16 protein-coding genes and 2 rRNA genes (1 of these 18 only partly in view) are annotated in these 20,277 nt (G+C 58.2%); 13 read left to right on the forward strand and 5 right to left on the reverse strand.

Annotated features, from left to right (window positions below; genetic code table 11):
• Positions 1–49 precede the first annotated feature (49 nt).
• The 3 genes from Q1A63_RS00290 to Q1A63_RS00300 all read right to left on the reverse strand — a co-directional run bounded on the left by Q1A63_RS00290 (position 50) and on the right by Q1A63_RS00300 (position 2,223).
• Positions 50–1,306 carry an ABC transporter substrate-binding protein gene (locus tag Q1A63_RS00290; RefSeq protein ID WP_299630265.1) on the reverse strand — a complete coding sequence of 419 codons (1,257 nt, stop codon included), beginning with the start codon at positions 1,304–1,306 and terminating at the stop codon, positions 50–52.
• A gap of 207 nt (positions 1,307–1,513) precedes the next feature.
• Positions 1,514–1,981, reverse strand: a complete 468-nt coding sequence (locus Q1A63_RS00295) for a hypothetical protein (protein ID WP_299630267.1) — start codon at positions 1,979–1,981, stop codon at positions 1,514–1,516.
• A 53-nt stretch (positions 1,982–2,034) separates the two neighbouring features.
• Positions 2,035–2,223, reverse strand: a complete 189-nt coding sequence (locus tag Q1A63_RS00300; protein ID WP_298968292.1) for a hypothetical protein — start codon at positions 2,221–2,223, stop codon at positions 2,035–2,037.
• Positions 2,224–2,310: 87 nt separating this feature from the next.
• Here Q1A63_RS00300 and Q1A63_RS00305 point away from each other — a divergent pair, with 87 nt between their 5' ends.
• The 13 genes from Q1A63_RS00305 to Q1A63_RS00365 all read left to right on the forward strand — a co-directional run bounded on the left by Q1A63_RS00305 (position 2,311) and on the right by Q1A63_RS00365 (position 16,784).
• A complete protein-coding gene (locus Q1A63_RS00305; RefSeq protein ID WP_298968293.1) occupies positions 2,311–3,279 on the forward strand; it encodes a sugar-binding transcriptional regulator in 969 nt (322 codons plus the stop codon).
• Between the two features lie 2 nt (positions 3,280–3,281).
• Entirely contained in the window at positions 3,282–4,727 is a 1,446-nt protein-coding gene (locus Q1A63_RS00310) for an extracellular solute-binding protein (protein WP_298968294.1), read from the forward strand.
• Between the two features lie 116 nt (positions 4,728–4,843).
• A complete protein-coding gene (locus tag Q1A63_RS00315) occupies positions 4,844–5,767 on the forward strand; it encodes a sugar ABC transporter permease (RefSeq protein WP_298968295.1) in 924 nt (307 codons plus the stop codon).
• 12 nt (positions 5,768–5,779) lie between these two features.
• Positions 5,780–6,637: a carbohydrate ABC transporter permease gene (locus tag Q1A63_RS00320; RefSeq protein ID WP_298968296.1), complete on the forward strand. Its 858-nt coding sequence runs from the start codon at positions 5,780–5,782 to the stop codon at positions 6,635–6,637.
• A 3-nt stretch (positions 6,638–6,640) separates the two neighbouring features.
• Positions 6,641–7,756, forward strand: a complete 1,116-nt coding sequence (locus tag Q1A63_RS00325; protein ID WP_298968297.1) for an ABC transporter ATP-binding protein — start codon at positions 6,641–6,643, stop codon at positions 7,754–7,756.
• A complete protein-coding gene (locus Q1A63_RS00330; protein ID WP_298968298.1) occupies positions 7,753–8,880 on the forward strand; it encodes an ABC transporter ATP-binding protein in 1,128 nt (375 codons plus the stop codon). The genes Q1A63_RS00325 and Q1A63_RS00330 overlap by 4 nt, the downstream gene beginning before the upstream one ends.
• Positions 8,877–10,433, forward strand: a complete 1,557-nt coding sequence (locus tag Q1A63_RS00335) for an FGGY-family carbohydrate kinase (RefSeq protein WP_298968300.1) — start codon at positions 8,877–8,879, stop codon at positions 10,431–10,433. Before Q1A63_RS00330 ends, Q1A63_RS00335 begins: the two co-directional genes overlap by 4 nt.
• A 2-nt stretch (positions 10,434–10,435) precedes the next feature.
• Complete coding sequence (locus Q1A63_RS00340) at positions 10,436–11,485, forward strand: 2-hydroxyacid dehydrogenase (protein WP_298968301.1); 1,050 nt, start codon at positions 10,436–10,438, stop codon at positions 11,483–11,485.
• A gap of 4 nt (positions 11,486–11,489) precedes the next feature.
• Complete coding sequence (locus tag Q1A63_RS00345) at positions 11,490–12,146, forward strand: class II aldolase/adducin family protein (RefSeq protein WP_298968303.1); 657 nt, start codon at positions 11,490–11,492, stop codon at positions 12,144–12,146.
• 2 nt (positions 12,147–12,148) lie between these two features.
• The gene (locus tag Q1A63_RS00350; RefSeq protein ID WP_298968305.1) at positions 12,149–13,654 is read left to right on the forward strand and encodes a glycerol-3-phosphate dehydrogenase; all 1,506 of its coding nucleotides are present in this window, start codon (positions 12,149–12,151) and stop codon (positions 13,652–13,654) included.
• On the forward strand, positions 13,632–14,687 hold the full coding sequence (locus tag Q1A63_RS00355) for a class II aldolase/adducin family protein (protein ID WP_299630274.1): 1,056 nt from the start codon (positions 13,632–13,634) through the stop codon (positions 14,685–14,687). Before Q1A63_RS00350 ends, Q1A63_RS00355 begins: the two co-directional genes overlap by 23 nt.
• A complete protein-coding gene (locus tag Q1A63_RS00360; RefSeq protein WP_298968307.1) occupies positions 14,677–15,945 on the forward strand; it encodes an FGGY-family carbohydrate kinase in 1,269 nt (422 codons plus the stop codon). Before Q1A63_RS00355 ends, Q1A63_RS00360 begins: the two co-directional genes overlap by 11 nt.
• Positions 15,942–16,784: a TIGR01459 family HAD-type hydrolase gene (locus tag Q1A63_RS00365; RefSeq protein WP_299630276.1), complete on the forward strand. Its 843-nt coding sequence runs from the start codon at positions 15,942–15,944 to the stop codon at positions 16,782–16,784. Before Q1A63_RS00360 ends, Q1A63_RS00365 begins: the two co-directional genes overlap by 4 nt.
• A 171-nt stretch (positions 16,785–16,955) precedes the next feature.
• On the opposite strand, the gene rrf is transcribed toward Q1A63_RS00365, so the two are convergent.
• Positions 16,956–17,070: ribosomal RNA gene (gene rrf, locus Q1A63_RS00370) — 5S ribosomal RNA — on the reverse strand.
• 89 nt (positions 17,071–17,159) lie between these two features.
• Positions 17,160–20,277, reverse strand: a 23S ribosomal RNA gene (locus Q1A63_RS00375); it runs 253 nt beyond the window's last position.

Here is a 20,277-nt window from a genome sequence, read left to right on the forward strand (position 1 = left end):
AAGGGGAGTGTCCGGGCAGAAACCCCTGCCCGGACGTGCCAGTTGTGCGTCAGTAGGACGACTGACAGACCGGTGTTTCACGGCCCGGCAGACCTATCGCGGTAAAGGCCGCCTTGTCGATGCCCAGCGTCTGGTTCACACCATCCACTTTTTTCACCAGCTGCGTGGCCAGCGTGCCATCTTCCAGCTCCACCACTTCGGAGACGAAGTTGGCCCCGATGGCCTGGCGGTTTTCATCCAGCGTGATCTTGCCGTTGGGCGCGTCCAGTTCCAGCGTGCTCAGGCATCCGCGGAACGCTGCATGCCCGTCGCTCAGATCGCCGCCCACGGTCTCCATGCACTGCGCCATCGCGGTGGTGGCATTGTAGTAGCCGGTGGCCAGCAGAGAGGGCGATGGGAACCGTTGATCCGGCGGGAAGGTGTCCTGATAGGCCTTTACATAGGCCTGCCATTTCGGGTCATCCCATGTATCCGCCTGCGGACCGGCAGACGGCACACCGATCAACGCCTGTTTCGCCGACCCTTCGGACGACAGAACTGTGCCATCGACCATGATGGAGCCTCCGATCAGGTTCGCGTCACCGCCGGCCTGTTGGTATTGGTTGAGGAAGTTCACAGCATCCCCGCCCCCCAAGCCGAGATAGATTGCGTCCACATCGTCGGGCAGCGCCGCGATGATGGAGCCGAAATCCTTCGTGCCCAGCGGGACCCAAAGACGTTCAGTGATTTCGCCCCCCGCAGCGCAGAATTCGGTCGTGAACCCGAAGACCTGCGTGTAGATAAAGGAATAATCCTCCCCCACGGTCGCGACGGTCTCATAGCCCTTTTCATTATAGGCGTAGTCGCCAAGGCCCACCGACCACTGCGCCCCGTCCGTGTTAAACCGGAAGAAGTTCTCGGACGGCGTCACGAAGGTGGTCTCCATCGCGCCCGAAATGCCGTTGATGAAGGTCACGCCCGGCTGGGTTTTGGAATAATCCCGGATCGCGATCCCCTCGGAGCCGGAGAGCGGGCCAAGGATGATATCCACCCCGTCCTGCTCCACCAGTTTGCGCGCGCCGCGCAAGGCGGAATCCGGTGAGGCATCGGTCGATTGAATAATGAGCTCGATCTCGCGCCCGCCAACGGAATCACCGATCTGCGCCAAGGCGGTTTTCATGCCGCGCACGCCATCTTCGCCCAGGGCGGTATAGGTGCCTTCCAGCGTGGCGAGCACACCAATTTTCACGGCCTCAGCCTGCACCGCTGACGCACCGGCGCTGATCAGCGCCACGGTGGACAACGTGCCAAGTAATGTCTTCTTCATGAAGTCTTCCTCCCAATTCTGTTGGCACCCCTTATGCGGCCTCTGACAGGCGCTTCGGGTGTGACAGGATGGTGACCCATCGCGCTGCGATCCCGGATCACGACAAGTGCGCCTGCGTAACCAGAGGTCTCTTTTTTAGGTGGGTTGTCGTGGCGGCAGACGCGCGAAACCACCCCATCCGGGGCGGCCTGAACGGGATCGGCGGCTTTAGTTTTCCGAAGGGCCTGACCGGCCACGCAGATAGACCTGTGCGGCAAAAATTGCGGAAATCCCTAGCATCAGAGTCACGATTGTCGCGGCCCCGGCCCATGTTGCGGTGCCGTGACGCAGGTCGGACAGGACCAGCAGAAGCGTGCCGCCGAACGCCACCATCAAGGGCCCCAAGAGCGCGCGCGGTCTGTCTGCGAACATGAAAGCGGCAAAGCGGAACCCGGCGACTGCGATCACGAAATGCGCCACAAGGGTCAACGTCGGCGTGCAACGGATCAGGTTTCCGAGCGTCTCCATGTCGGCAACACATCCACTCGCGCCCACCACGAGCATGTAATATTTGACGATCAGCGTGATTCCCAACGCGAGCCCCAACAGCATCTGCGCCACCATCATCACGATCCACGCAGGCCGCACGAAAGCCGAGAGAAAACGGCTGTCGTCGTGGCTGAACTGATCTTGCATATGGCGCACTCTTGGTCCGGGTTGCCCGCAAGATCGTGACCGGAAACCGGCCATCAGGCAATGTCGCCCAGAGTTGCCACATATCCCAGCGTCTGATCTCTGAGACCCGAAAACACGCGCGGCGCGATCTGCTTGGCGCGGCTTTCTGTCCGGTCACCGGCGCGCAAAGCGGTCGTCGATGTATTCACTTTCCGGTCGAGCGGAAACGCCACGATTAAGTACCACACCAGGCGAGGTGCCATGGTGGCTTTGGGCCAGGTTAATATTTGTGATTGTAATTAATTTCGCTTACTGTAATATTTTTCACTTGAGGGAAAGATCGGATTCCAATGGGTCAATCATTCAAGCATGATGACGAGCTAAGCCTGGCGACGCGGGCCGCCTGGCTGCACTTTGGGGGCGGGCTGTCACAAACCGATGTCGCCAAGCGGCTCGGCGTGACCAAGGTCAAAGCGCATCGGTTGATCAACCGGGCCAATCAGGAAGGCATCATCAAGATCAGCTTTGACGGCGAGATCGCCGAATGCGCGGCGCTCGAAATGAAGCTGAGCGAAACCTACAACCTGTCTTATTGCGAGGTCGTGCCCGATCTGGATGAACCCGGCCTGCCGCTGCGCGCGCTGGGGCTGGCGGGGTCAAACTTCCTGAGCCGCGAAATCCTCAGCCGCACTAATGATGTGATCGGTGTTGGCAATGGGCGAACGCTGGCGTCCTGTGTACGGCTGATGGCGGCCACCGCCTCAAAAGACATCAAATTCGTCTCGCTCATGGGCGGGCTGACACGAAACTTTGCCGCAAACCCCCATGACGTCATGCACAGGCTCGCCGAGAAAACCGGCGCGGAGGCCTATTTCATGCCCGTCCCCTTCTTTGCCAATACCGCCGATGACCGCCGGGTCATGCTGGAGCAGCGCGGCGTCCCGGAGGTCACCGACATGGCGGCCGCGGCAGGGTTGAAGATTGTCGGGATCGGCACCGCAGACATGACCTCACAAACCGTCACCGCCGGTTTCATCGAAAAACAAGCGATGCAGGAAGTGCGCGACCGCGGCGGTGTGGGCGAGCTTGTGGGGCACTTTTTCGACGCGCAGGGCAAATACGTGAACACGGAACTATCGGACAGAACCCTGTCGGTGCGCATGGAAGCGCTGGAGAAAAGTAGAATTGTCGCCGTCGCAGGCGGCGAGGAGAAGACCCGTGCCATCGGGTCCGTATTGATGAGCGGTCTGCTGGACGGCCTCATCACCGACGAGCGCTCTGCAAGAGCGCTCCTTCACTCGATATCCAAGGGAGGATAAGAATGTACGAGAGAGAGAAGAGACTAGCCAAGTCCTATATAGAGGGCAAAATAAGCCGCCGCGGCATGCTGCGCGGCATGGCGTCCATGGGGGTCACGGCGGCCACTGCCGGGGTACTGGTCAACGCCGCCGCCACCCAAGCGCTCGCTCAGAACGGCTTTGACTGGAAGAAGCATGCGGGTACGACCGTAAAGCTTCTGTTGAACCAGCACCCCTATGCCGACGCAATGATTGCAAACATTGAGAACTTCAAAGAGCTCACCGGCATGGAAGTGGAGTACGACATTTTCCCTGAGGATGTCTATTTCGATAAGGTCACAGCGGCGCTTTCCTCAGGGTCAAGCGAATATGATGCCTTTATGACCGGCGCATATATGACCTGGACCTACGGGCCCGCCGGTTGGATTGACGATCTGAACGAATACATCGGCGACTCGGAGAAAACGAACCCCGACTATGATTGGGACGACATGTTGCAGGGTGTGCGTGATTCCTGCGCCTGGAACGGGCAACCCGGCGGCGCGCTGGGGTCTGCGGATGCCAAACAGTGGTGCATTCCGTGGGGCTATGAGCAAAACAACCTGACCTACAACAGCCGAATGTTCCAAGAGGCCGGTCTGTCGATTCCGACAAACCTCGACGAACTGGTCGCAACGGCGGGTGAGGCGAATTCGAAACTGGACGGTGTCTACGGCATCGGGGTACGGGGCTCGCGGTCCTGGGCGACCATCCACCCTGGATTCCTCTCGGCCTATGCCAACTTTGGCCAGAAAGACCTGAACGTGGGCGATGACGGCAAACTGTCGGCGGCGATGAACACGGATGTCTCCCGCGCCATGCACGAGAAATGGGTGCAGATGATCCAGGAAAGCGGCGCGCCGGATTGGGCAACGCACACCTGGTATCAGGCGGGCACGGATCTGGGCGCGGGCAAATCCGCGATGATCTTCGACGCGGACATTCTGGGCTATTTCATGAATGGCGGCGAAAACGCCGAAGCGGGCAACCTGTCCTTTGCGCCATTTGCAGCCAACCCAGACGCCGATGCACCAACGCCGAACATCTGGATCTGGTCGCTGGCGATGGCCAGTGCGTCCAAGCAAAAGGATGCGGCCTGGTACTTCATGCAATGGGCGTCGGGTCCTGAACATGGCCTGTTCGGCGCAACGGAGATGGATTTCGTCAACCCGGTCCGCAAATCGGTCTGGGCGGATGCGGGCTTCACCTCGCGCCTGGACAGCAGCTACCCCGGCTATGTTGAAATGCATGACCTCTCCGCACCGGGTGCAAAAATCCACTTCACCGCGCAACCGTTGTTTTTCGACCTGACCACAGAGTGGGCGGCGACGCTGCAGAAGATGGTCGCGAATGAAGTGCCCGTTGATGAAGGCCTGGACCAACTGGCCCAGAGCGTGGACCGCCAGTTGAAAGAGGCCGGTCTGGGCTAAACACCCCATCTCCCCAGGCCCGCTGCCGCGCATGCTACAGCGGCGGCGGGCCACCTTTGGACTTTCGAACACAGCATGCAACACGGCGCGCCAGCGTCGGGTCAGAGAGATTTGCAATGACAACCGCAACCGCAGGCGATCCGCCAAAGCGCACATTCAAGATCAGCAAGAGGTATCTGCCCTACCTGCTGAGCCTGCCCGCGCTGCTGACATGCATCGGCATACTCATTCCGTTCTTCACCGCGGTTGCCTATTCACTGCAACGGTATCGCCTGTCTCAGCCTTGGGCGCGGGAATACAACTGGGGTGCCAACTATCTGAATTTCCTGTCCGATCCGTCGTTCTGGAACACGCTGAAGGTCTCGCTGACCTACGCCTTTCTGACCGTCGGCATCGAACTTCTCCTGGGGCTCGGGATCGCCCTGCTGTTGCAAAAACGGACCCGGTTTAACAATTTCGTGTCGATCATGCTGCTGATGCCGCTGATGACGGCCCCCGCGCTCGCCTCGCTGATGTGGAAGCTGATGACCAACCCCGGCTTTGGCATCCTCAGTTATTTCGCCGAACTGCTGGGGATCGAGGACATGCGGTGGGCCTCCGATCCATCCACCGCGATGCTGACCGTGGTGATCGTCGATGTCTGGGTCTACACGCCTTTCATCATGATCCTGCTGTTGGCAGGCCTGCGCTCCCTGCCGCGACAACCGTTTGAAGCGGCAGAGCTGGACGGCGTGCCGCGTCTCTTCGTGTTCTGGCGCATCACGTTGCCGATGCTGACACCGTTCCTGCTGACCGCGACGCTCTTCCGGGTGATCGAGTCGATCCAGCAATTCGACATCATATACGCAATGACCCAGGGCGGCCCCGGCGACACGCTGACCGTGTTCCAGGTCGAGGCCTATCTGAACTTCTTCCAATCCACCAATGTCGGTCGCTCCGCCGCGCTGTTGATGATCCTCTGGGCCATCACCTATTTCCTGTCGAGCGTCTTCATCAAGAACTGGCTGCGCTTGCGTGAACGCGCACGCGGCGAAGCATAGGAGGCCCGCAGAATGCAATCAGTCAGCACATTGGAACGGGTTCTGCGCGGGATCGCCATCACCGTGATCATCCTGTTTTTCATGTTCCCGATCCTGTGGATTTTCCTGATGTCGTTTCAGACGAATGAGACGATCCTCAGGGTGCCGCCGTCGATCTTTTTCGAACCCACTTTGGTCAACTACAAAGCGCTGATTTCAGGACGTCTGGAAGGCAGCACCGCGACGCTGGAGATCGCCTTCATGAGCAATCTCTACAACTCGCTGTTTCTGTCGGTGACCTCTGTCACAGTGGGCCTTTTGCTGGGTGTTCCCGCGGCTTATGCCTTTGCGCGGTTGAAATTCCGCGGCTCCGAGGACATCGCCTTCACCCTGCTGTCGTTTCGGTTTGCCCCGCCGCTGTTGGTCTTGTTGCCCCTGACCATCTACTTTCAGCAGATCGGGCTGGCGGATACCTACGTGGGTCTGATCTGGGTCTACCAGTTGATCGTGCTGCCGCTGATCCTGTGGATCGTGCGTGGCTATTTCGAGGATATTCCCGCAGACATCGAATATGCCTACCGGATTGCCGGGCATGGGTTTTGGGCAACCTTCCGCAGGATCGCCCTGCCGCTGGCGGGACCGGGCATTGCCGCCGCAGGTCTGCTGGCCTTCATCTTTGCCTGGAACAACTTCATCTTTGCGCTGGTGCTGGCCTCTGCTGACAAACAACCCGTCACCGTTGGGGCGCTGGCTTTCATCACCGCGTCCGGCATCAACTACGGACAGATCGCCGCCGGGATCATCCTGTCCATCGCACCGACATTCGCCCTCGCTCTCTATGCCCAGCGTTACCTCGTCGAAGGTCTGTCGCTTGGCGCGGTGAAAGGCTAGCTCATGTCCCTTGAATTGCACGACATCAGCAAAAGCTTCAAAGACGACAAGGTGCTGGATGGTGTCTCGCTGTCGGTGCCCGAGGGTAAAACACTTGTGCTTTTTGGACCGTCGGGCGCGGGGAAAACGGTCCTGTTGCGCCTGATCGCCGGGGTCATCGAACCAGACGCAGGCCATGTCGAAATAGCGGGCCGCAATGTCGACGGGGTGGAGCCCGAAGATCGCAACATCGGCATGGCCTTTCAGAATTTCGCGCTCTTTCCGCATATGGACGCCCACGCCAATATCGCCAGTCCGCTGACCGCGCAGAAACAGGGAAAATCGGCGATCGAGGCCGGTGTGCAAAGCCTGGCACGGCTGCTCAAGATCGAACATGTGCTGGGTCACAAGCCCAAGGAGCTGTCCAACGGGCAAAAGCAGCGAACCGCGCTGGCACGGGCGCTGGCGGGCAAACCCAAGGTTCTGCTGCTGGATGATCCGCTGCGCAATGTCGATGCCAAGCTGCGGTTTGAAATGCGGCTGGAGCTGCCAAGGCTGCTCTCCGATCAGAATGCGACAGTGGTTTACGTCACGCAGGACTACAAGGAAGCGATGGCATTTGGCGATGAGATCGCCGTGATCAATGGTGGCGTCATTCAGCAAATCGGAACGCCGGAACAAATCTACCTGTCCCCCGCCAACGTGGAGATTGCGCGCCTGTTCGGGGACCCGGTGATCAATTTCCTGGATGTGACGCCGCAGGAAGACCGCGACGGTGTCTTCGCCATGATTTCGGACAAGCGGGTCAATCTGGATGCCGGTCACAAACATGCTGTGGGCCAGGATTGTGTCCTCGGCATCCGGCCGGAATCCGTTTTGTTCGTTGCCGAAGATCACATCCGCGCCGTGCCTGTCACGGTGGAGGCGGAAACACCGCTCAATGAAAAGACGGTCAACCTCTGCCTGACCGCACGTGGGCGAGAGATCATGGCCTCGCGCCCCTCCGGGACGCCCGGGCCAGCGACGGGACCGGCATTCGTGACCATTGATGCCTCCCATGCCGTTCTGTTCGACAAGCAATCAGGCGCATTGATCCCGCAGGACGAGAGCGCCGCCCTGCCAAAGGGAGAAGTTGCATGAGTGAGGTGATGTTGAAACTGGATCGTGTCGACAAATTCTACGGTCTGATCGACCACGGCGTGCATGCGGTGCGCGACATCTCCATGGAGGTGAAGCAGGGTGATATCGTCGCGCTTCTGGGCTCCTCGGGGTGTGGCAAAACATCGACCCTGCGCATGGTTGCCGGGTTTGAACCGGTCAGCCGGGGCAGCATCAGCATCAATGGCCGGGAAATCCATCATCTCCCGCCGGTCAAACGCAATGTCGCGATGGCCTTTGAAGGCTACTCGCTCTACCCGACCGTGACCGTGCGCGACAACATCGCCTTTGCCCTGAAAAGCGGCAATCTGCCTGCCACCGAAGTGGCCAGGAAGGTCGAAAATGTTGCGGAGATGCTTGAGATTTCCAACATCCTCGATCGCTACGCAACCTCCATTTCCGGCGGCCAGCAACAGCGCGCCTCCCTCGCCCGCGCGCTGATCCGCGACGCCGATCTGCATTTGCTGGATGAGCCGATGGGCCAGTTGGAACCGCAATTGCGCACGTTGCTGCGCGGGCGCATCAAATCCTACATCAAGGAGCGTGGTCTGACCGCAATCCTTGTCACCCACGATCAGACAGAGGCAAACGCCCTTGCCGACAAGATTGCTGTCATGGAGGATGGCGAGCTGCAGCAATACGCCAGCCCGGATGAGATCAAGGAGGCCCCCGCCAATCTCTTCACCGGCACCTTTGTTGGCGAACCCCCGATGAACGTTTTCCCCGCAACCGTCACCATAGCGGATGCAATGGTCACGCTGGAAATGGCGGACGGGCTGGTATTGACCTATCCGGCCAATGCCTTCCCCAATGATCTACTGGCCCGATTGGTTGAACTGCAACAAATCACGCTGGGCGTGCGCCCCTATTCGGTGAAACGCAGCGAGAAAGGGGCACCGGCGGTCATCGTCGCCAATCAATGGCTGGGCGATCAGACCCATATCGCCGCCAGTTTCGCAGGCAGCGCGCTGGTTCTGGTCGAACACGACCGCACACATCTGTCTGTGGGCGATCGGATTGCCGTCAATCTGGAACCCTCGGACCTGCATGTCTTTAATCCGGCCACCGGAATGGCCGTCAGCCATGGGACAGAATTGGTCGGATGAGCCGGGATCTGATCATAGGCATCGACGCGGGCACCTCCGTGATCAAATCCGTCGCCTTCGATCTGGCGGGGCGTCAGCTGGCCGTGGCCTCCGTGCCCAACCGCTACAACACAGATACCACCGGCGCGGTGACACAATCGCTGGCGCAGACGTGGCAGGACTGCGTGACATCTATGGCGCAGCTGGCCGAGATGCTCCCCGATCTGGCCGGTCGCACCGATGCGATTGCTGTCACCGGCCAGGGCGATGGCACCTGGCTGGTGGGGTCGAATAACCAACCGGTCGGCGATGGCTGGCTCTGGCTGGACGCGCGCGCAGGCAGCGTTGCGCAGGCCATGCGTGATACCGACGCGGACGAAGCCCGTTTTCTGTCCACAGGCACGGGCCTGAACGCCTGCCAACAGGGTGTGCAGCTGACGCATATGATGGACATCGCACCGGATCAGCTGGCACAGGCCGAGGTTGCGTTTCACTGCAAGGATTGGCTGTACCTCAATCTGACCGGCGTGCGGGCAACCGATCCGTCGGAGGCGTGTTTTACATTCGGGGATTTCAGAACCCGCAGCTATAGCGACGAGGTCATCGGGTTTTATGGCCTGGGCGATCATGCCCGACTGCTGCCCCCGATTTGCGATGGGTCCAAAACGACCCATGCGCTGACTGATGAGGCCGCCGCCCGCACCGGGTTGCGCGCTGGCACTCCGGTTGTCTTGGGATATGTCGATGTCGTCTGCAGCGCTTTGGGCGCCGGAGCCTATCAGGCGCATCACCCCGTGGGGTGCACCATTGTCGGCACCACGGGCGTGCATATCCGGGCAACCGCGCCAGAGGACATCGTGCTCAACGCCGAGCAACGCACCGGCTACGTGATGATCATGCCGGTCGAAGATGTCGCAGCGCATTTGCAGACCAACATGGCAAGCACTCTGAACCTCGATTGGGTGCGCGGTCTGGTGGGGGAGGTCGCCGGGACCCTTGGCGCCGAGGTCACGGAGGATCAGTTGCTGACGCTGATGAATGACTGGATTGCCACGGCAAAACCCGCGTCCCTCCTCTATCACCCCTATATCTCCGATGCTGGCGAGCGTGGGCCCTTCATTGACCACACGGCGCGGTCCAGCTTCATCGGGCTCACGTCTGCGCATGGGTTCGGCGATCTGATGCGCGCCACGGCGGAGGGTCTCGGGCTGGCGGCGCGGGATTGCTATGCCGCGATGGGCCAGACCCCGAATGAGGTGCGCCTGACGGGTGGTGCCGCGCGGTCTCGGACGCTGCGCGACATCTTTTCCGCCGCCCTTGGCGTTCCGGTTCGGCAATCTCTGCGAGAAGAAGCAGGTGCCGCGGGCGCCGCGATGATGGCCGCCGTGGCCATCGGGGCCTATGAAGACATGGCGCATTGTCTCGCCGATTGGGTCACGCCACTGCTGGGGGAAAGCGAGACGCCCGACCGCGAACTTACCGCCCTCTATGACCAGCTCTTTCCGAATTACACCGCCGCACGAAAAGCGCTTCAGCCCGTTTGGCATGGGCTTGCCCACCGAGAGGACCTTTAATCATGGCAACACACGTAGCAATCATCGGCGATCATTTCATCCTGCCGCAGGTCTTTGAAGACGAATTGCGCAAAGCCTGTCCCGATCACGAACTGACCTGCAGATTGCGGCAGGAAGATTGGCCCGACAGCCCCGTCGTGCACGGCTATGGCGGCGACGTCGATGTCCCGATCAAGGAATTCATCGGTGATTTCGAGGAGGTTGCAGCATTCATCGGGGAGGCCGAAATCCTCGTCACACACCTGTCACCGATCACGGATGGCATGTTGGACAACCTGCCAAATCTGAAGCTGATCGGGTGCTCGCGTGGCGGCCCCGTGAACATCGACATCCCGGCGGCGCATGCCCGAGGGGTCAAAGTCGTCCGCGTGCCCGGGCGCAATGCCTCTGCAGTGGCGGAATTCACCATCGGGGCCATTCTGGCGGAGACGCGCAAAATACGCGTGGGGCACGAAGCCTTGCGGGCCGGAAACTGGCGCGGCGATCTTTACCGTGCCGACACCACCGGGCGGGAGCTGAACGAGATGACGGTTGGGGTTATCGGTTACGGCAAAATCGGCACGAGACTGGTAAAGATCCTGCAGGCCTTCGGCTGTCGCACTCTGGTCTGCGATCCCTATGTGCAGCTCGATCCATCGGACGTCGCCGCCGGGGTCGAGCAGGTTTCCCTGGATACGCTGCTCTCGCAGAGCGATGTCGTCACGTTGCACCCGCGCGTCAGCGCAGAGACGACGCATATGATCAACAAGGACACGCTGGCAAAAATGAAGCCCGATGCCCTGCTGGTCAATACCGCCCGCGGACCGCTGTGCAATTACGACGATCTCTATGAGGCGCTGACCCAGGGCACGATTGGCAGCGCGATGCTTGAGACCTTTTCCGTCGAGCCGACACCGCCGGACTGGCCGCTGTTGCAACTGGAAAACGTCACCCTGACGCCGCACATCGCCGGGGCCTCGGTCCGCACCGCGCAATTTGCAGCACAACAACTTGCCGAAGAGGTTCGCAGATACCTCAGCGGCGATCCCCTAATGAACCTTTGTGGAGAGTGAGACAGTGAACGAACAAACAATCAGAGAAGAAGTTGTTGCCGTCTACCAGGAGCTTGGCCGTGAGGGGATGAACAAGGGGGCCTCCGGAAATGTATCCGCCCGCTGTGGCGATCACATGCTCATCACCCCTTCGGGCATTCCGGGCGCACAAATGGTGCCGGAACAGGTTGCAAAGATCGCAATGGATGACGCGTCCGGCGCCTGGGAAGGGCCTTGCAAACCGTCAACCGAATGGCGGTTTCACCGCGGTATTCTGGCCACGCGCCAGGATGCAGGGGCGGTCGTGCATGCCCATGCGCCTTTTGCCACGATCCTGTCGATCCTGCGCAAACCGATACCGGCGGTGCACTACATGATGGCCGCCTTTGGCACGACGGAAATCAAGTGTTCGGACTACACCTGCTTTGGCACGGACGGGCTGGCGAAAATGGTGCTGGAGGCGATGGAAGGCAGTGCGGGATGCCTGATGGCCAACCACGGAATGGTTGTTGCAGGCCCCAACATGACCCGCGCCATGTGGCTGGCTGGTGAGCTGGAGCTGTTGGCAAGCCAGTACTATCACAGCCTGCTGGTGGGGGAGCCGCATATTCTGAGCGCTGCGGAGATCGAGGAGACCGCCAAGTCCTTTTCCAGCTACGGTCCGCAGGCCGCCGAGGATTGAGGATGACGGAAGAGGTCGATCTTTTTGTCATAGGGGGCGGCATCAACGGCGCGGGCATCGCGCGCGATGCTGCGGGCCGCGGCCTGTCGGTCGTCCTGTGCGAAAAAGATGACCTCGCCGAGGGAACCTCCTCTCGGTCCGGCAAACTGGTCCATGGCGGGCTCCGTTATCTTGAATACTACGAATTTCGCCTAGTGCGCGAAGCACTCATAGAGCGCGAGGTCCTCCTGAACGCGGCGCCTCACATCATCTGGCCGATGCGGTTTGTCTTGCCGCATAGCCCCACCGACCGTCCGGCGTGGTTGGTGCGGCTTGGGCTTTTTCTCTACGATAACCTGGGCGGGCGGAAACGTCTGCCGGGGACCCGCATGCTGGATTTGCGGCGCGATCCCGAAGGCGCCCCGATCAAGGCACAATACACCAAGGGGTTTGAGTATTCCGATTGCTGGGTGGATGACGCGCGCCTTGTTGTATTGAATGCGGTCGGCGCGCAGCAGAATGGCGCGCAGATCCTGACCCGCACGGCTTGTACATCATTGCGCGATCAGAGCGGGCGCTGGCTGGCGACCGTGAAAGACACGATGTCCGGGGCACAACGCAAGATTTCCGCCAAGGTCGTCGTGAACGCTGCTGGCCCCTGGGTCAACGATATCATCGGGCGCGTTGCGGGCTCAAACTCAAGCAGATCGGTGAAACTGGTGAAGGGCAGCCACATCATAGTGCCCAAGTTCTGGGAGGGCCAACAGGCCTATCTTATTCAAAACACTGACAAACGTGTCATTTTCATCAACCCCTACGAAGGGGACAAGGCGCTCATCGGAACAACGGACATCGCCTATGAGGGGGACCCAAACGATGTCCGCCCTGATGAAGACGAAGTTGCCTATCTGATTGCGGCGGTGAACCGCTACTTCAAACAACCCTTGCAACCGCAGGATGTGATCGAGGCATTTTCGGGCGTGCGCCCGCTGTTTGACGACGGGCAAGGCAATCCCAGTGCAGTGACCCGGGACTATGTGCTCGACCTCGACCAGTCGCGCGGTGCGCCTTTGTTGAACATCTTTGGCGGCAAGATCACGACATTTCGCAAACTGGCTGAACACGCGGTACAGGAACTCAAACCCTTCTTCCCGAATATGGGTGCCGATTGGACGGCGCAGGCCCCCTTGCCGGGTGGAGATATTCCGGAAGCGGATTTCGAGACCTTTCTGGGTCAGATCCGCACGGATTACCCTTGGCTACCAAGCGCGTTGGCCAAGCATTACGCCCGGCTCTACGGGACGCGCCTGCGGCAGATCGTAGGAGATGCAACAGAGTTATCGGCCCTGGGCAGACAGTTTGGGCCAATGCTTTATGAGGCTGAAGTGACCTACCTTGTCACCCAGGAATGGGCCACCTGCGCTGACGATATCCTGAAACGCCGCACGAAACATGGCCTCACGCTGAGCGCCGCCGAAGCCGCGCGCCTGCAGGATTGGTTTGGAAATGCCGTTGCAAAAATCTCCTGATACCCTTCCAGGCGATTTCCCCGCGTTGCGCCAGATGTCAGCAGTGTTTGGGCAGGATTCCCTTCATATTCAAGGGGCTGGCGGGAACGTGTCGGTCAAAGACGGCGATATTATATGGATCAAGGCGTCAGGAACGATGCTTGCCGATGCGATGACATCCGATGTTTTCGTGCCCGTGGATCTACCGCAGATGAAGGCGGCAATCACGGCACAAATGCCAACCGCCGACACGCCTTCTAGCTTTGTCATACCGGGCGCCTCCGAGCTCCGGCCCTCGATCGAGACAAGCGTACACTCGGTTTTCTCACACCGCATCGTGCTGCATACGCATTGCATCCATACGCTGGCGCATGCCATTCGAAAAAATGCTGTTAAGTTGCTAACCCAGAAACTGACAGCGTTCGACTGGGCTTATGTGCCCTACACCAAACCCGGGGCCAATCTCGCGCGATCCATTCTTGAGGTTTTGAAACCGACAACGAATGTCGTAGTGCTTGGCAATCACGGCCTGATCGTGGCCGCAGAGAGCGTGGAGGCTATCCGCGATCTGCAAAATCAGGTCCATGCGGCGCTGGCGGTGAAGCCAGACATCAAGGATGGCTTCGACCAAGAGCCGCTCGCGGCAATCTGTGATGGCTCTAACTATGCCTTGCCCGACGACCCCTTTGTACATCAACTGGCCCTGACGCCTGCGCGTGTAAAACAGGTGACTGCGGGCAGTCTCTATCCTGATCACGTTATTTTTTGTGGTATCGCGATCACCACACTTCCCCCAAATGAAACGCCCGCGGAGGTCGAAGCGCGCGCACTGGGTCTTGGGCGACCTCCACCTGTTTGCCTGCTCGTCCCCGGCCACGGCATGATCCTGCGCAAAGACGTCAGCCAAGGTGCGCGTGTCATGATACACTGCCTCGCCGACGTGATGACGCGCGTACCCGAAACGGCCGAGTTGACCTATTTGTCCGAGGCGCAGAATTTCGAATTGCTTGACTGGGATGCCGAGAAATACAGACAGGCCCTGAATGCCAAGTGACATTTTCATCGGGATCGACCTTGGCACCACCGGTGCGCGCGTCATCGCCATTGACGAAGATGCGGTTGTTGTCGGCGAAGCTAAATCTGCCTTATCTGATCACGGCAGCAATCATCGTGATCCCATGTGTTGGTGGGCGGCCATCCAGACAGCCCTATCGACAGTCACAAAGAATATCGATGCAGGTCGGGTGCAGGCGCTTTGTGTGGATGGCACATCGGGAACCATGTTGCCCATCGACGCGGCGGGTCGGCCACTTGCCGATGCGCGCATGTACAATGATGCTTGTGAGGATAGCGCGATTCTCGCGACGATTTCAAAACACGCCGTCGCTGAAAGCGCCGCACATGGCGCGACCAGTGGCGCCGCCAAAGCGCTTACGTTTCAAAATTCGAACCCGGACACATCAATGGTCGTGCATCAGGCCGATTGGATCGCTGGGCAATTCTCCGGGCTCTATGGCTCGGACGACAACAACGCGCTCAAGACCGGCTATGATTCCGTCCAAAGATGCTGGCCGGAGTGGATGGCGCAAGCCGGGATCAACCGGACCTTGCTGCCATTTGTTCGAGAACCCGGCACAGCGCTGGGTCATATTCTACCGGATATTGCAGCTGAATTCGGTTTGCCAACGCGCTCGAAAGTCATTGCAGGAACCACCGATGGCTGTGCTGCCTTTCTGGCCACGGGGGCGCTCAAACCCGGCGATGGCGTGACATCAATTGGCACCACACTGGTGCTCAAGGTCATCTCCGACAGGCCCATCTTTGAGCCGAAAAGCGGTATTTACAGTCATAGGTTATTGGGAAATTGGCTGGCGGGCGGCGCTTCCAACACCGGTGGTGGCGTTTTGCTGGAGCACTTCACACCTTCGGAGATTGAACACCTGTCGACACAGATTGATCCCGAAACACCTCTTGGGCTCGACTACTATCCGCTGCGCGCGCCCGGCGAACGGTTTCCGATTTCTGACCCGCAGCTCCCGCCCAAACTGTCGCCGCGCCCGAAGGATCCTTCGGATTTCCTCAAGGCAATGCTTGAAGGGATCGCCGGGATCGAAGCCCTCGGCTATGCGAAACTCAGGGAACTGGGTGGCCCCCGATTGACCAGCGTGCGCACGGTTGGGGGCGCGGCACAAAGTAAACCGCTCACAGCCATCCGGGCGCGGCTGCTGGGCGTACCCATCGATCCGCCCGTTCACGTTGAGGCGGCATACGGGTCTGCATTGCTTGCAAAATCAGGGATGGCGGGACAGTGATTCCGGAAATTGTGCACCTGCATCACCTGATCGATCAATATGATGCCTTTCTGATTGATCAGTTTGGTGTGCTCTTGGACGGCAGCCAAGCCTATCCTGGTGCCGCGGAAGCGCTTGGCTTAATTGCGAAACACAAAAAACCGGCGATCATCCTGTCCAATTCGGCCAAACGCAGTAAGAACAACTGCGATCGATTGGTTTCATTTGGTTTTGACCGCCGCCATTTCATTACCGTTGTTACCTCCGGTGAAATCGCCTACCAGGGCATCGCGCGAGAGATTGGGGCATCCATCGACACGAGTGCCCGCGTCATGCTGCTGGCCCGCGAAGGAGATTCATCTCCGATCGCCGATCTTGGGCTGATTGAAACAAAAAACTCCGCTGAGGCGGATATTCTTCTCATCGCAAGCCGTGATCTCTCTTGGTCACGCGATGACTATCTTGCCGTCTTTAGACAATTTCGACGCGACGGCGGCAGATGTATCTGTCTCAACCCGGATCTGAAAATGCTGACGCCTCAAGGGCTGAGGTTCAGCGCCGGGGCGATTGCGCAAATCTTTGAGGGTTTGGGCGGCACCATCGAATGGTACGGAAAACCACATTCCATTATTTACAAACGCGCTCTTGAATTGATGCCGGAGGTCCGCGCGGAACGCGTGCTTTGTATCGGCGACAGTATCCACCATGATATCCTTGGAGGTGCAACCGCAGGTCTATCAACCGCATTGGTTCGAAGCGGCGTTCATGCAAATATGTCAGACAAAGAGCTTTGGGCAACCTGCTCGGAATTGTGCGCAACCCCCGACTATGTCCTTGAGCGTTTCTCAACGGACCTTTAATTGCCGCAGGTTTCGATCAAGGCGGCGTTACAACAAGCAAATCAAAAGCAAGAAGATAGCGGAGGCATATGCTGAACTAGCCGATAAACGCAGTTAAAGCGCCTAAGCGGTAGCGTGTTATGTGTATGGAGGGAAATCGAAAGAGAGATACGTAAACAGAGGTTTTACTAGGTTTGGCGGTGACCTACTCTCCCACGTCTTAAGACGCAGTACCATCGGCGCGACGGCACTTAACTGCCGAGTTCGGGATGGGATCGGGTGTTTTGCTCGCGCTATGACCACCAAACCATGAAAAACCTCTGTCGTCCAAGTCACGCACTCTAATGTGCTGTGTATGCTTTTGATTTATCCTAGAAAATCTCTCTTCTACTGGATCAAATCAAGCCTATCGGGCAATTAGTACCAGTCAACTGAACACATTGCTATGCTTACATCTCTGGCCTATCGACGAGGTGGTCTACCTCGGCCCTCAGGGATACCTTGTTTTGAGGGGGGCTTCCCGCTTAGATGCCTTCAGCGGTTATCCTTTCCGATCATAGCTACCCTGCACTGCTGCTGGCGCAACAACAGGTCCACCAGTGGATCGTTCACCCCGGTCCTCTCGTACTAGGGGCAACTCCTCTCAAGTATCCTACACCCACGGAAGATAGGGACCGAACTGTCTCACGACGTTCTAAACCCAGCTCACGTACCTCTTTAAACGGCGAACAGCCGTACCCTTGGGACCTGCTCCAGCCCCAGGATGAGATGAGCCGACATCGAGGTGCCAAACACTGCCGTCGATATGGACTCTTGGGCAGTATCAGCCTGTTATCCCCGGCGTACCTTTTATCCGTTGAGCGATGGCCCTTCCACTCGGGACCACCGGATCACTATGGCCGTCTTTCGACTCTGCTCGACTTGTCAGTCTCGCAGTCAGGCTGGCTTCTGCCATTGCACTCAACGAGCGATTTCCGACCGCTCTGAGCCAACCTTCGCGCGCCTCCGTTACGCTTTAGGAGGCGACCGCCCCAGTCAAACTACCCACCACACAGGGTCCCGGATCCGGATAACGGACCGCGGTTAGACATCAAGCAGAACAAGGGTGGTATCTCAAGGGAGGCTCCACGCAAACTGGCGTTCACGCTTCAAAGCCCACCACCTATCCTGCACATGTTCGGCCTAATGCCAGTGTGAAGTTGTAGTAAAGGTGCACGGGGTCTTTCCGTCTAACCGCGGGAAACCTGCATCTTGACAGGTAATTCAATTTCGCTGAGTCTATGTTGGAGACAGCGGGGAAGTCGTTACGCCATTCGTGCAGGTCGGAACTTACCCGACAAGGAATTTCGCTACCTTAGGACCGTTATAGTTACGGCCGCCGTTTACCTGGGCTTCAATTCAAGGCTCTCACCTCTCCTTTTAACCTTCAGGCACCGGGCAGGCGTCAGACCCTATACGTCGTCTTGCGACTTCGCAGAGCCCTGTGTTTTTAATAAACAGTCGCCACCCCCTGGTTTGTGCCCCCAGCCAATACTTGCGTAGAAACTGGGCCTCCTTCTCGCGAACTTACGGAGGTATTTTGCCGAGTTCCTTCAACATAGTTCTCTCAAGCGCCTTGGTATTCTCTACCAGTCCACCTGTGTCGGTTTAGGGTACGATCTAGCGATGGAGCTATTTCCAGGAACCCCTTAGCCGCCCATTCAATCCAATAAGGATGAACGACCTTCGGGATCCGTCACTTCCATCTGGCCCAGGAATATTAACCTGGTTCCCATCGACTACGCCTTTCGGCCTCGCCTTAGGGGTCGGCTTACCCTGCTCAGATTAGCTTTAAGCAGGAACCCTTGGACTTTCGGCGACAGTGTCTCTCACACTGTTTGTCGCTACTCATGTCATCATTCTCACTAGTGATCTCTCCACCGGATCGCTCACGCGCCGGCTTCACAGAAAACTCCGCGTGTCCAATCCGGGCGAACCCGGTAAGGACACATGGAATTATGTCACACTACGCTCTGCTACCATGCAATAAATGCATCCTAAGCTTCGGCTCATGGCTTGAGCCCCGTTACATCTTCGCCGCAAGACAACTTATTTAGACCAGTGAGCTGTTACGCTATCTTTAAAGGATGGCTGCTTCTAAGCCAACCTCCTGGTTGTTTTGGTCGTCTCACCTGCTTTCCCACTTAGCCATGAATTAGGGGCCTTAGCTGTAGGTCAGGGTTGTTTCCCTCTCCACGACGGACGTTAGCATTCGCCGTGTGTCTGCCATCTAGTACTCCTCGGTATTCGGAGTTTGGTTAGGATCAGTAAGCCTGTGGGGCCCCATTACCCATCCAGTGCTCTACCCCCGAGGGTATTCGGATGACGCTCTACCTAAATAGATTTCGCAGAGAACCAGCTATCTCCGAGTTTGATTGGCCTTTCACCCCTAGGCACAACTCATCCCGATCTTTTTCAACAGATGTGGGTTCGGTCCTCCAGTACGTGTTACCGTACCTTCAACCTGGTCATGCCTAGATCACTCGGTTTCGGGTCTGATCCCACGAACTCGACGCCCTATTAAGACTCGCTTTCGCTGCGCCTACACCTAACGGCTTAAGCTTGCTCGTGAGACCAAGTCGATGACCCATTATACAAAAGGTACGCCGTCACAAGACTGGAGATCAATTTGGATCGTGTTCAGAAATTGAAGGTATAGCGCACCGCCAGCGTTTCACCGCCAGGGTTTACATCTTCAATGTCCGCGTTTGATTTGTGGTCAATTGCAATCGATATCCGGCCGCTGTCCGTCAGCTTGTAGCCAACGCCGAGCAACGTTCTGAATTGCAAGTTCCCACCCAATGGGCTGCCACCCGTGCCCTCATCGTAGTAGCCAGGCATGAAGCTGCCTTCTACGAACCAGGGGCCTTCGCTGATCATCCAAATGGCATAGACACCGACACCGACGAAAACGTCTCCGTCTGCGTCGATCTGCCCAGCACCCGCCAAAGAATAAGACGCCGTGCGACCCGAAAAGAACGGGTCAGCGTGATATTCAAGAATGAAGGCACCGGATTGTGTATCCGTTTGGTCCAACACATCGTCCACACCCAGACCGACGACAAACTCGTCGGCAAAAGCAGTGGTTGATGCAAGTGCGAAGGTCAGTATGGAAGCGATATTTTTCATAACTTCCAATGACATCCAAATTGAACTCCAGTCAAGCTCCGACTGATTGTAGGCGTTCGGTTTCAGGTACTGTTTCACTCCCCTCGTCGGGGTGCTTTTCACCTTTCCCTCACGGTACTGGTTCACTATCGGTCAGTAAGGAGTACTTAGCCTTCGAAGGTGGTCCTCCGATCTTCAGACAGAATTTCACGTGTTCCGCCCTACTTAATACGTCCAATCATGCTTCTTATACGGGACTATCACCCACTCTGGTTGCGCATTCCAACGCATTCTAACCACACTCATGGCTCGGCTGGTCCCCGTTCGCTCGCCGCTACTAGGGGAGTATCAATTGATTTCCTTTCCT

Origin of the sequence: uncultured Roseobacter sp., assembly GCF_947499265.1 — a bacterium.
Lineage (GTDB): Bacteria > Pseudomonadota > Alphaproteobacteria > Rhodobacterales > Rhodobacteraceae > Roseobacter.

What these genes read in the sequence shown, in the direction of transcription:
- Q1A63_RS00335 (WP_298968300.1), top strand. Translation starts at nt 8,877, where the DNA reads ATGAGCCGGGATCTGATCATAGGCATCGACGCGGGCACCTCCGTGATC.
- Q1A63_RS00300 (WP_298968292.1), bottom strand. Translation starts at nt 2,223, where the DNA reads ATGGCACCTCGCCTGGTGTGGTACTTAATCGTGGCGTTTCCGCTCGAC.
- Q1A63_RS00305 (WP_298968293.1), top strand. Translation starts at nt 2,311, where the DNA reads ATGGGTCAATCATTCAAGCATGATGACGAGCTAAGCCTGGCGACGCGG.
- Q1A63_RS00330 (WP_298968298.1), top strand. Translation starts at nt 7,753, where the DNA reads ATGAGTGAGGTGATGTTGAAACTGGATCGTGTCGACAAATTCTACGGT.
- Q1A63_RS00310 (WP_298968294.1), top strand. Translation starts at nt 3,282, where the DNA reads ATGTACGAGAGAGAGAAGAGACTAGCCAAGTCCTATATAGAGGGCAAA.
- Q1A63_RS00325 (WP_298968297.1), top strand. Translation starts at nt 6,641, where the DNA reads ATGTCCCTTGAATTGCACGACATCAGCAAAAGCTTCAAAGACGACAAG.
- Q1A63_RS00360 (WP_298968307.1), top strand. Translation starts at nt 14,677, where the DNA reads ATGCCAAGTGACATTTTCATCGGGATCGACCTTGGCACCACCGGTGCG.
- Q1A63_RS00350 (WP_298968305.1), top strand. Translation starts at nt 12,149, where the DNA reads ATGACGGAAGAGGTCGATCTTTTTGTCATAGGGGGCGGCATCAACGGC.
- Q1A63_RS00290 (WP_299630265.1), bottom strand. Translation starts at nt 1,306, where the DNA reads ATGAAGAAGACATTACTTGGCACGTTGTCCACCGTGGCGCTGATCAGC.
- Q1A63_RS00315 (WP_298968295.1), top strand. Translation starts at nt 4,844, where the DNA reads ATGACAACCGCAACCGCAGGCGATCCGCCAAAGCGCACATTCAAGATC.
- Q1A63_RS00320 (WP_298968296.1), top strand. Translation starts at nt 5,780, where the DNA reads ATGCAATCAGTCAGCACATTGGAACGGGTTCTGCGCGGGATCGCCATC.
- Q1A63_RS00340 (WP_298968301.1), top strand. Translation starts at nt 10,436, where the DNA reads ATGGCAACACACGTAGCAATCATCGGCGATCATTTCATCCTGCCGCAG.
- Q1A63_RS00355 (WP_299630274.1), top strand. Translation starts at nt 13,632, where the DNA reads ATGCCGTTGCAAAAATCTCCTGATACCCTTCCAGGCGATTTCCCCGCG.
- Q1A63_RS00295 (WP_299630267.1), bottom strand. Translation starts at nt 1,981, where the DNA reads ATGCAAGATCAGTTCAGCCACGACGACAGCCGTTTTCTCTCGGCTTTC.